The organism is Xanthomonas sp. NCPPB 3569, from assembly GCF_041475645.2.
GTDB lineage: Bacteria > Pseudomonadota > Gammaproteobacteria > Xanthomonadales > Xanthomonadaceae > Xanthomonas > Xanthomonas phaseoli.
Genome location: NZ_CM192969.1, coordinates 3,280,521 through 3,292,686, shown reverse-complemented (window position 1 = coordinate 3,292,686; position 12,166 = coordinate 3,280,521). Strand labels below are relative to the sequence as shown.

6 protein-coding genes and 1 pseudogene are annotated in these 12,166 nt (G+C 66.5%); 6 read left to right on the top strand and 1 reads right to left on the bottom strand.

What is annotated here, in order from left to right; all coding sequences use genetic code 11:
- Positions 1 to 18 precede the first annotated feature (18 nt).
- The 6 genes from ACCQ03_RS14345 (at position 19) to ACCQ03_RS14320 (ending at position 9,334) form a co-directional block, all read left to right on the top strand.
- A complete protein-coding gene (locus tag ACCQ03_RS14345) occupies positions 19 to 1,488 on the top strand; it encodes an efflux transporter outer membrane subunit (protein ID WP_209226013.1) in 1,470 nt (489 codons plus the stop codon).
- Positions 1,489 to 1,507: 19 nt separating this feature from the next.
- On the top strand, positions 1,508 to 2,344 hold the full coding sequence (locus ACCQ03_RS14340) for a MipA/OmpV family protein (RefSeq protein ID WP_209226015.1): 837 nt from the start codon (positions 1,508 to 1,510) through the stop codon (positions 2,342 to 2,344).
- 22 nt (positions 2,345 to 2,366) lie between these two features.
- The gene (locus ACCQ03_RS14335) at positions 2,367 to 3,470 is read left to right on the top strand and encodes an efflux RND transporter periplasmic adaptor subunit (RefSeq protein WP_057677468.1); all 1,104 of its coding nucleotides are present in this window, start codon (positions 2,367 to 2,369) and stop codon (positions 3,468 to 3,470) included.
- Positions 3,467 to 6,526, top strand: a complete 3,060-nt coding sequence (locus tag ACCQ03_RS14330) for an efflux RND transporter permease subunit (RefSeq protein ID WP_209226017.1) — start codon at positions 3,467 to 3,469, stop codon at positions 6,524 to 6,526. Before ACCQ03_RS14335 ends, ACCQ03_RS14330 begins: the two co-directional genes overlap by 4 nt.
- Before the next feature lie 207 nt (positions 6,527 to 6,733).
- Positions 6,734 to 7,330 carry a plasmid pRiA4b ORF-3 family protein gene (locus tag ACCQ03_RS14325; protein ID WP_209226019.1) on the top strand — a complete coding sequence of 199 codons (597 nt, stop codon included), beginning with the start codon at positions 6,734 to 6,736 and terminating at the stop codon, positions 7,328 to 7,330.
- Positions 7,331 to 7,501: 171 nt separating this feature from the next.
- A complete protein-coding gene (locus tag ACCQ03_RS14320; RefSeq protein ID WP_017165128.1) occupies positions 7,502 to 9,334 on the top strand; it encodes an ABC transporter ATP-binding protein in 1,833 nt (610 codons plus the stop codon).
- A 731-nt stretch (positions 9,335 to 10,065) separates the two neighbouring features.
- Here the strand turns inward: ACCQ03_RS14320 and ACCQ03_RS14315 are convergent.
- Positions 10,066 to 11,876: pseudogene (locus tag ACCQ03_RS14315) on the bottom strand (DUF885 domain-containing protein).
- Positions 11,877 to 12,166 lie beyond the last annotated feature (290 nt).

The window sequence follows — 12,166 nt, the reverse complement described above, 5'->3', positions numbered from 1 at the left end:
GCTCTGTGCTCCGACATCATGATTCCACAAATTATTCCGCATCGTTGGTCTTGCGTGTGCCTGGTTGCCGCCAGTGCGGTGCTGTCTGCTGGCTGCTCGCTGACGCCGGCCTACCAGCGCCCGGTGGTCAGCGTGCCGGCCACGTTCGGCAGCCCGCAGGCCGCACCCGCACCGGCATCCGCTCAGCCCGACGCCGATGCGACCGCCGCGGTCGCGTTGAACGCGCAAGAGCGCGCGTTTCTGCAGGCCTTCGCGCCAGACCGCGACCTGCGGCCGCTGGTCGAACGTGCCTTGGCCCACAACGGCGATTTCCGCCGTGCGGCGTTGCAGGTAGAACAGGCGCGTGCGCAATACGGCATCGCGCAGGCGTCGCGCCTGCCGACGCTCGCCGTCGGCGCACAGCAGCTGCGGCAACATTTCGACAACCCGACGCTGGATGCGCGTTACCAGCAGGATCTGGTGATTGCCAATGCGGGGATCGGCAATTTCGAAGTGGACTTTTTCGGCAAGCTGCAGGCGATGTCCGAGGCCGCACGCCAGCGCTACTTGGCCAGCACCCATGGCCGCGACGCGGCGCGTGGCGCCCTGATTGCAGAGGTGCTGCGCGCCTACACCGCCGAGCGCACCACCGCGCAGGCGCTGCACCAGCTGCAATCGCTGGATGCCGACAGCGCTGCATTGCTTGCCATCGCCGAGCGGCAATATCAGGTGGGGCTGATTGCGCGCGACGAGCGCGATGCGCAGCAGCGGCAGGCCGACCAGGCCCATGTGGCGGCCCTGCAGGGCAACGACAACCACGCCGCTGCGGTGCGCGCGCTGCAATTGCTGGCCGGCTACGACAGCACGCCGGTACCCGGCGATCTGCAGGGGCTGATCGCCGCCGATACGTCGGCAAGTGCGTGGCGCGCGCTGGATTCGTCGCTGTTGCTGCAACGCCCGGACATCCAGCAGGCCGAGCTGGAGCTGCGCGCGGCCAATGCCGATATCGGCGCGGCGCGCGCGGCGTTTTTTCCGTCGATCACCTTGAGCAGCAGCGTGGGCACGGCCAGCGACGGATTGAACGGCTTGTTTTCTGCAGGCCACGGCGTGTGGAGCTTCATGCCGCAAGTGAATCTGCCGTTGTTCGATGGCGGCCGCAATCGCGCCAACCTGGACCTGGCGCAACTGCGCAAACGCGCCGATGTGGTTGCCTACGAGCAGGCAATCGAAGCGGCATTTCGCGAGGTCGCCAACGCGCTCGACGCCCACGCCACCTTGTCGCAGGCCGAGCCGCGCTCGCGCGAGCAGGTCGAACGCGAGCAACTGCGACTTGCTCGCATGCAACAACGCGTGGATGCCGGTCTTCAAGACCGCAGCGCGCTGCTGGCCGAGCGGACCCGCATCGCCCAAACCGAACTCGATTACCTGGATACCGCACGCCAACGCGTGCTGAGCCGTATTGCGCTGTTTCAGGCGTTCTATGGCGTGCGCCTGCCCACCGCTTCCTGACTTCCGACGGAGACTTTCGATGAACGTATCGTCTTTCAATCGCCTGCGTGGCAACCATGTGGTTCGCGCCAGCGTCCTTGCCTGCATGAGCGCCATCCCGTGCATCGCGCACGCACAAACCGATCTGACCGGAAGTTCGCGCCTGCTGGGAGACCGCACCGAGATCACCGCCGGCGCCGCAGCGGTGGCCACGCCGGAGTATGCCGGTGCCGAGCGCGCGCGCGTGCAATTCAACCCGGTGCTGGTGGTGCAGCGCGGCGTGTTGTTCTTCGACACCTCGCGCGGTGGAGGCCTGCAATTCCAGAGCAAGTCCGGCTTCTACATATCGCAATCGCTGTATTACGACCTGGGACGGCTGCAACGCGACAGCAACTGGCGGCCGGGCTCGCGCCTGCTGGCCGGCATGGGCGATGTGCCTGGCTCGGTGACGGCACGTACGCTGGTGATGCAGCAAGTGACGCCCTACATGAACGTCAATGCGGAGGCGGAATTCACGCTCAAGGATGCTGCGCGCCGCAACCGCTATCGCGCCGGGATGGAGTTCACCCTGCTGCATAGCGCCAGCGACACGGTCACCCTGGACCTGGACGTGCATGGCGGCGACCGCCGCTTCAATCAGGCTTACTTCGGTGTCAGCGATGCGCAAGCCGCGCGCACCCGCTTTGCCGCCTTCAATGCCGGGTCCGGTGCGTATGCCGCCGCGGTAGGTGGCAGCTGGACGCACTCGCTGGGCGAGCACTGGGCCACCACGGTGGGGGTCACCGGAACGCGCTACCTGGACAACGCCGAAGACAGCCCGCTGGTGGCACGCCGCAGCGTGGTGAGCGGCAACCTTGCACTGACCTACAGCCGCTGAGCGGCATACACCGGGGGATCGAATGATGACGATGTTTTATCGCGGCCTGGTGTGCGGCACGTTGCTGCTGGGACTGGCCGCATGCAGCGGGCCGGATGCGCCGGCCACCGAGACACCGCGCGCGGTGAAGCTGGAGCGCTTCGGCAGCGGGAGCGATAACCCGCTGCAGGTGCCGGCGCTGGTGCGCCAGGAACAACGCGCCGAGCTGGGGTTCGAAGGGGCAGGCCGTCTGTCGGCAGTGCTGGTGGATGTCGGCGACCGTGTGACCCGCGGGCAACTGCTGGCACGGCTGGACGATGAACCGCTGCGCCTGCGCGAACAGCAGGCCGATGCCAACGTGCGCGCGGCACTGGCGCAGTCTGGCGAACGGCAACTGCAATTGCGCCAGCAACAGGCAATGTTCGATGACGGCGCCAGTTCCAATGCCACCTTGACGGCCGCGCGGGCGGCGGCAGATGCGGCCGCCGCGCAGCTGCAGGTGGCCAGGGCCGACCTGGCCATGGCGCGCCGCGGCACGCGTTTGGGCGAGCTTCGTGCGCCCTTCGATGGCAGCGTGGTGGCGCGCCTGCAGCAGCCGCAGGCCGATGTGGCGGCGGGGCAGGTGGTGCTGCAGGTGGAAGGGCAGGGCCGTGTGCAACTGGTCGCCACGCTGCCGGCAACTGCCGGTGCCGGCCTGGCGCCGGGGCAGACCGTGCGTGCCCGCATGGATACGGGCGAGGCGCCGATCGAACTGCGTCTGCGCAGTCTTTCCAGCCGCCTGGACAATGCCACGACCGTACAGGCGTTGCTGGAACCGCTCGCCGCCGCGCCGTCGCTGCGTAGCGGCGACAGCGTGATGCTGACGCTGCCGCCTCCTGCCGCTTCCACGCCGAGCGTGCCGTTGTCGGCGGTATTGCCCCGGCTCAACCGGCAGCGGGCCAGCGTGTTCGTTTACCAGCCGGCAAAGCGGGCCGTGATCGAACGCGCGGTCGACCTGGGGACGATCGTCGGCGAGCGTGTGCAGATTCTGCGCGGGCTGCGTGCAGGCGAGCAGGTGGTGAGCGCCGGGGTGGGCTTCTTGGTGAACGGCCAGCCGGTGACGCCACTGCAGGCGCAAACGCAGCTGAGCGGAGGTCGCACGCCATGAAGCTGACCCAGATGGCGATGCGCTCGAGCCGGCTGACGCTGTTTGCCGCAGCGATGATCCTGATCGGCGGCATCGTGGCGTTTCTCGGTTTCCCATCGCAGGAAGAACCGTCGGTGACCGTGCGCGACACGCTGGTGTCGGTGGCCTATCCCGGCATGCCCAGCGAGCAGGTGGAAAACCTGCTGGCGCGTCCGGTGGAAGAGCGCTTGCGCGAGTTGGCCGGCATCAAGCGCATCGTCACCACGGTGCACCCGGGCAGCGCGATCGTGCAGCTGACCGCCTATGACGATGTGCAGGATCTGCCTGCGCTGTGGCAGCGCGTTCGCGCCAAGGCCGCGGAGGCCGGCGCGCAATTGCCTGCGGGCACGCTTGGCCCCTTCGTCGACGACGACTTCGGGCGCGTGTCGGTAGCCTCGATTGCGGTGACCGCAACGGGCTTTTCGATGAGCGAAATGCGCGCCCCGTTGCGGCGCATGCGCGAGCAGCTATACGCCTTGCCCGGCGTGGAGCAGGTGAAGGTGTATGGCCTGCAGGACGAGGCAGTGTATGTGTCGTTCGATCGCGCGCGGTTGCTGGCGAGCGGATTGACGCCCTCCAGCGTGATGGCGCAGTTACGCGCGCAGAATGTGGTGGGCTCCGGTGGGCAGGTCGCGGTGTCCGGGCTGGCGCTGACCGTGGCCACGTCCGGCGAAATCCGCACGCCTGAGCAGTTGCGCGGCGTGTTGCTGAGCGTGCCAGGCGCGCCTGCCGGCGGTACCCGCGAAGTGACCCTGGGCGAGCTGGCACAGGTGCAGGTGATGCCGACCGACCCGCCGCAAAGCGCGGCCGTCTACCAGGGACAGCCGGCGGTGGTGGTCTCGGTCTCGATGCAGCCCGGCACCAATATCGCCGACTTCGGCAAGGCGCTGCGCGCCAAGCTCGACGACACCGCGCGTGAGCTGCCTGTCGGCTTCACCCAGCATGTGGTGAGCTTCCAGGCCGATGTGGTCGAGCGCGAGATGGGCAAGATGCATCACGTCATGGGCGAGACCATTGTCATCGTCATGGCGGTGGTGATGCTGTTTCTGGGTTGGCGCACCGGGTTGATCGTCGGCGCGATCGTGCCGTTGACCATCTTCGCCTCGCTGATCGTCATGCGTGTGCTGGACGTGGAGCTGCAGACGGTCTCGATTGCCGCCATCATTCTTGCGTTGGGCTTGTTGGTGGACAACGGCATCGTGATTGCCGAAGACATCGAGCGCCGTCTGGTGGCCGGCGAGGAACGCCGCCAGGCCTGCATCGACGCGGGCCGGACGTTGGCGACACCCTTGCTGACCTCCTCGTTGGTCATCGTGCTGGCGTTCTCGCCGTTCTTCTTCGGCCAGACCAGCACCAACGAATACCTGCGCTCGCTGGCTACCGTGCTCGGCGTGACGCTGCTGGGCTCGTGGTTGCTGAGCATCACGGTGACGCCGCTGCTGTGCATGTACTTCGCCAAGGTGCATGTCGCCAAGACCAGCGATGCAGGCGAGTCGCGTTTCTATCGCGGCTACCGCCGTGTGATCGAACGCGTGCTGCAGCACAAGGTGCTGTTCATCGGTGCGATGACGGCGACGCTGGCGGTGGCGGTCACCGTGCTGGTGTCCATTCCGTACGACTTCCTGCCCAAGTCCGACCGCCTGCAGTTCCAGATGCCGGTGACGTTGCAGGCGGGCAGCGATGCACGCCAGACCCTGCGCACGGTGAGTGAACTCAGCCGCTGGTTGGGCGACCGCCATGCGAACCCCGAGGTGGTGGACAGCATCGGGTATGTCGCCGATGGCGGGCCGCGCATCGTGTTGGGCCTGAACCCGCCGCTGCCGGCGGCCAACCAGGCCTACTTCACGGTCAGCGTGCGGCCGGGGACCGACATCGATGCGGTGATCGCACGGGTGCGCTCGCATGTGCGCAGCCACTTCCCCGCGCTGCGTGCCGAGCCCAAGCGCTTTTCGCTGGGCGCCACCGAAGCCGGAATGGCGGTGTATCGCGTGGTGGGTCCGGACGAGGCCGTCCTGCGCAGCAGCGCTGCCGCGATTGCCAGGGCGTTGCGGGCGGTGCCGGGCACCGTGGACGTGCAGGACGATTGGCAGGCGCGCATTCCGCGCTACGTGGTGCAGGTAGACCAGCTCAAGGCCCGCCGCGCCGGTGTGAGCAGCGAAGACATTGCGCAGGCCTTGCAGGGGCGCTACAGCGGCGTGGACGCCACCTTGATCCGCGACGATGGCACCGATGTGCCGGTCGTCGTGCGCGGCAGCACCGACGAGCGTGCCGCCAACGGCAATCCGGCCGATACGTTGGTGTACCCGCAGGCAGGCGGCGCACCGGTGCCGTTGGCGGCGGTCGCCACGGTGCTGCGCGACAGCGAGCCGTCGGCGATCCAGCGGCGCAACCTCAGCCGTGCCATCACCGTGACCGCACGCAACCCGCAACTGACCGCGACCGAGATCGTCGAACGGCTGTCCGCGCCAATCGCCGCGCTCAAGTTGCCGCCCGGCTACCGCGTGGAGATCGGTGGCGAGCTGGAAGATTCGGCCGAAGCCAATCAGGCCTTGCTGCACTACATGCCGCATGCGCTGGGCGCGATCCTGTTGCTGTTCGTGTGGCAGTTCAACTCGTTCCGCAAGTTGTTCATCGTGCTGTCGGCGGTGCCTTTCGTGCTGATCGGTGCGGCACTGGCGCTGGTGATAACCGGCTATCCGTTCGGCTTCATGGCGACCTTCGGCCTGCTGGCGCTGGCCGGCATCATCGTCAACAACGCGGTGTTGCTGCTGGAGCGCATCGAAGCCGAACTTGCCGATGGCCTGCCGCGCCGCGACGCGGTGGTGGCGGCCGCGGTCAAGCGGCTGCGCCCGATCGTCATGACCAAGCTCACCTGCATCGTTGGCCTGGTACCGCTGATGCTGTTTGCAGGCCCACTGTGGACGGGCATGGCCATCACCATGATCGGTGGGCTGGCATTGGGCACGCTGGTGACGCTGGGCCTGATTCCGATCCTGTATGACCTGCTGTTCGGTTTGCGCCTGCGCCGCCGTGCCTGAGCGTTGTCAGCAAACCGCAGCCAGTCGCGGCCAGGCGGGCGTGGATGGAGCGCTCAGAGTGCGGATGTACATGGGGTACATCCCGACCCATGCACAGGCCGCGCGCGCCTGGCGTTGCGCAGTCGACTGACGCGCGGAGCTGGACAGCTTCTGCATTCGCCTGCCTGGCACGCCATACTGGTAACAGGCAGGCAAACGCATCACACGATGACCAAGGCAAGAAAGAAATCCGCGCAGCAAGCGCTGCAGGCACCTGCGCCGGTGTATCAACTGCATGTGGCATTGACCGGCAGTGCGCCGCTGATCTGGCGGCGCCTGCTGGTGTCCGGTGCGGTGCGCCTGGCCACGCTGCATCGCGTGTTGCAGCCGGTGATGGGCTGGACTGGCATCCATCCCTACGAGTTCGACCTCGGTGGCGGACGTTATGGCGAATCCGGGCTGGATGTGCCCGAGCGTCCCCGGCTCAAGCACGCCGGACGTGTCACGCTGGAAAGCGCGGTGGGCGAGCTAGAAGGCTTCGATTATTTCTACGGCGCCGGCGCCGGCTGGCAACATCGCCTGCACGTGGAAGCGCGGTTGCCGGCCGATGCCGGCCTGCGCGTAGCGCGCTGCATGGACGGTGCCAATGCCTGTCCGCCGGAGCGCAGTGGCGGCATCGGTCATTACCAGGCGCTGTTGCGCATCATCGCCGACCCGGACCACCCGCAGCATGTGCAGGAACTGGCGAGCTTGGGTGGGCGCTTGGAACCCGGGCATTTCGATCTGCCGGAGGTCAATCGCCTGCTCGCGCGCGTGCGCGAGTGACAGCGGTGGCGCCTCAGGGGCGAAGGCGCTGCAGACCTCGTCTCTAGTTTCTCATCGCCAGAGCATTGACGCATTGCATGGGCTGACCAGGCCGCGCGTGCCGATCCGCGCCACTGCGGCTTGACGCCCGATCGGCTAGCCTGGGACCCCGGTTTTTTTGAAGTCTGCGCCATGTTCCGCTGGTTCGAGTCCCTGATCGATATTTTCCCGCCGATCGAGCGGGAGATGCCGCCACGCAGCGTGTGGCGCTTCTATCTGCATTATCTGCGGCCGTTGTGGCCGATCCTGCTAGCCACCTTGATCGCCGGGCTGTTGCTGGCGCTGGTGGAAGTGGCGATGTTCGATTTCCTCGGCCGCATCGTCGACATGCTTGCCGGCAAGCCAGGGCCGGATTTCTTCCGGCAGCATGCGGGCGAACTGATCTGGATGGCGGTGATCACGCTGGTGGCAAGGCCGTTTTTCACCGGCTTGCACAATTTGTTGGTCAATCAGGCGATCGTGCCGGGCCTGAGCAACCGTTCGCGCTGGCTGATGCACAACTACGTGGTGCGCCAGAGCCTGGGCTTCTTCAACAACGATTTTGCCGGGCGCATCGCCAACCGGGTGATGCAGACCGGCACCTCGCTGCGCGAATCGGCCGTGCAGATGGTGGATGCACTGTGGTACATCGTGGTCTATACCGGCAGTGCGCTGTGGCTGTTCGCGCAGGCAGACCCCTGGTTGATGGCGCCGCTGCTGCTCTGGCTGGTGGTGTACGTCGCGCTGATGGCGTTCTTCGTGCCGCGCATGAAGGCGCGCGCATGGGTTGCCTCCGATGCGCGCTCCAAGGCGACCGGCCGCATAGTCGATGGCTATACCAATATTTCCACGCTCAAGTTGTTCGCCCATGCCGGCCGCGAACAGGCGTATGTGCGCGATGCCATCGACGAGCTGGCGGTCAAGCATCGCGGGCAGACCCGGGTGACCACCGCCATGGATACCGCCATCGCCGTGGCAAACGGTTTTTTGATCGTGGGGACCTGCGCGCTGGCGCTGTGGTTGTGGAGCCGCGGCCAGATCAGCGTGGGCGCGATCACCCTGGCCACCGGCTTGGTGATCCGTATCCACAACATGTCCGGCTGGATCATGTGGACGGTCAACGGCATCTTCGAGGACATCGGCACCGTGCAGGACGGCATGCAGACCATCTCGCAACCGGTGCAGGTACAGGATGCAGCGGATGCGGTGCCGCTGCAGGTAACCCAGGGGCAGGTGCAGTTCGAGCACATCCATTTCCACTACGGCAAGCGCGGTGGGGTGATTGCCGGGCTGGATCTGCAGGTGCGCGCCGGCGAAAAGATCGGCCTGGTCGGGCCGTCCGGTGCCGGCAAATCCACCCTGGTCAATGTGTTGCTGCGGCTGTACGACCTGGAGCAGGGCCGCATCCTGATCGACGGGCAGGACATCGCAAGCGTGACGCAGGAAAGCCTGCGCGGGCAGATCGGGTTGGTGACCCAGGACACCTCGCTGTTGCATCGCTCGATCCGCGATAACCTGCTGTACGGGCGGCCGCAGGCCAGCGAGGCGCAACTTCTCGACGCCGTGCGCAAGGCCCGCGCCGACAGTTTCATCGACACGCTGATCGATGGCGAAGGCCGTCGCGGTTTCGATGCGCATGTGGGCGAGCGCGGGGTGAAACTCTCCGGCGGTCAGCGCCAGCGCATTGCAATTGCGCGGGTATTGCTCAAGGACGCGCCGATCCTGATCCTGGACGAGGCGACCTCGGCGCTGGATTCGGAAGTGGAGGCCGCCATCCAGGACAGCCTGGACGCGCTGATGGGCAACAAGACGGTGATTGCCATCGCGCATCGGCTCTCGACCATCGCGCGCATGGACCGGCTGGTGGTGATGGACGGCGGCCGCATCGTCGAGACCGGCACGCATGCGGAGTTGATCGCGCATGGCGGACTGTATGCGCGCCTGTGGGCGCGGCAGACCGGTGGATTTGTTGCTGCGGATGCGTGATTGAAGAGATGCGCGAGCTCGGCGCGACCGTAGCCCTTCTCCTGCGTGCGGGAGAGGGGCCACATGCGACCGCTTATTCGGCCGCCGTAGGACGCCGCTCTCCCGCGTGCGGGAGAGGGGGTGGGGCGAGGGCACGGTGAGGGCACGTGGGAAGCCACCTGCCGTTTCATTCCGAAGGCGCGTGGCGACGCGTTTGGCATCGCAGGCGGTGACACCTCTGCGAGGCGCCCCCTGCGGGGCACCTTCTCCCGCGCGCGGGAGAAGGGCCGCATGCAACCGCTTATTCGGCTGCCGGAGCACGCCCCTCTCCCGCGTGCGGGAGAGGGGTTGGGGTGAGGGCACGTGGGAAGCCACTTGGTGTGTCATTTCTGGAGGCGCGTGGCGACGCGTTCGACGCCGTAGGTGGTGACACCTTTTTGCCAGGCGCCCCCCTGCGGGGCAATTTCTCCCGTGCGCGGGAGAAGGGCCGCATGCAGCAGCTTATTCGGCTGCCGGAGCACGCCCCTCTCCCGCATGCGGGAGAGGGGTTGGGGTGAGGGCACGGGGGAAGCCACTCGGTGTGTCATTTCTGGAGGCGCGTAGCGACGCGTTCGACATCGTAGGTGGTGACACCTTTTTGCCAGGCGCCCCCCTGCGGGGCACCTTCTCCCGCGTGCGGGAGAAGGGCCACATGCAACCGCTTGTTCGGCTGCCGTAGAACGCCCCTCTCCCGCGCGTGGGTGAAGGATCAATCACTCGATCGGTTGATCCAGCATCAGCTCGCGCGCGAAGCGGACCGGCGGTGCGCCGTACGACAGCATCTGGTCGTGATAGGCCTTCAGGTTGAAGGTCTCGCCGAGCTTGTCCTGTACCGCCTTGCGCGTGTCCAGATGTTCCTGCACGCCAACGAAGTAGGTCGGCAGCTGTGCGGACGAGAGCTGTGCACGCACCCACTTGCCCGCCGCTTCGCTTTCCTGCTGGAAGGTGTCGTGGGTCATCAGGTGCATCGCCTTGTCGCGATCCCAGCCGTCCACATGCACGCCCTGGTCGAGAATGGCATTGGCGATGGTGCGCAGGTAGAACTTGAGCTGCACCAGGTGGAACAGCGGGTCGTTATCCAGGTAACCCTGCTCCTGCATCATGCGCTCGGTGTACACCGCCCAGCCTTCGGCGAACATGCCAGAGCGCAGCACCGCGCGCAGCGTGGAGGGGAACTTGGCCGAATGCCAGCCTTCCAGGTAATGACCCGGGGTGCCCTCATGGATGCTGAGCAGCTGGATCATGCGGGTGTTGTATTCGCGCAGGAACGAATCGACCTGCTTGTCGTTCCAGTCGTCGGGAATCGGCGACACCGCGTAGAACGTCTTCAGATTCTTGTCGAGCGGGCCGGGCGAATCGCAATACGCCACCGCCACGCCACGCCACGCTGGAATTCCGGCATCAGGATGATGTCCACCGGCGAATCGGGCAGCGTCATCAAATCCTTCTGGCGCACGAACTCGGTCGATTGCGCCAGCGCGGCCTTGGCGGCGTCCACCACCTTGTCGCGCGCCGGCTTGTCGGCATACGCCAGCTCCAGGGCCGCTTCGATCGCCGCCTGCTGCTGGTCGTCGGTGGGCGATTCGGGCAACTTGGGGGCGCCGGGCTTGTCCTTGAGCACCGTGCGTGCAATCCCGTACATGTCGCTGCGCACGCGCTTGAGCTCGGATTCGGCACGCTGTTTGATGTCGGCACGCGACAGCGACGACAGCAGTGCGAATTTCAGCTTCTGATCGTATTTTTCCGCACCGATGCGGAAGTCGCCCTTGGCATTGGGGACCAGCACGGTGTCCAGCCAGGTCTGCTGCTCGGCCACTGCCTTGCGCAGGTTGTCGATGGCCGCCTGCGCACGCGCCGCCTCGATCGGGCCAAGCTGGCTGATGTTGGGCGCGATGAAGCTGTCGACGATGCTCAGGATGCCCTTGTTCTGCTTGGCCACCGTATCGGCATGGATCTTCGGCACGCGCGCCGGGTCCAGGTTCTCGCGTGCCTGCGCAAAGATGCTCGGGATCTTTTCCATGCGCTGGGTGGCCGCAGTCAGGCGCTCGGGCAGCGGCGCGAATTCGCGCGCCATCAGGCTGTACAGCGCGCTGCCGGCCAGGCCGTTGTAGACCTGCGGGTCCCAGGCCCAGCTTTGCAGCACCTCGGTATTCCAGATCTCCGATTGCAGCTGGTTGCGCAGAATGGCCGCATCCACCTGGTTCTCGCGCGAGAGCTTGGTGACGTCGATCGCATCCAGGGTGGCCAGCAGCTTCTTGCCCGCATCCACGCTGCGCTGGCGGCCGCCGGCGCTCAGGTCGTCGATCTGCGCATCGAAGCGATGGTCGCCGGTCTGGGTGGCGGTCACCGGCGACAGCTGCATCCAGGTGTCAAGGGCCTGTTTGGACAATGCGGCAAAGCGCGCATCCGGGGTCTGTGCGTCCTGGGCGGGAGCTGCGGTGGTGCCGGCTTGCGGCGATTCGGGCTGTTGCTGGCAGGCGCTGAGGCCGGCGAGCAGGGCGAGGACAAGCAGGCGTTGACGCATCGTGGGTCCTGGTGGAATCAAACCGCCAGCATAGGCATCTGCGCGCGCATGCGCATCCGCCATTGGTGTGGGTCAGCCAATAAATCGGCCGCCCCCACCGCCAGGCGGGCGCGGCCGAGGCTTGGACCTGCTTGTGCCGCTTGCACCCTCCGGCTTCTGCGCGCCCTCCAGGTTCCCTCACAGATGCTCACCACGCAGGGACGGCCGCCCCCGATCCTGCCAGCCGGTCAGCGGCGCGATCGCGCGGGGCACACGACGGGTGCACGTTGCGGGCGCGATCGCTCGTACAC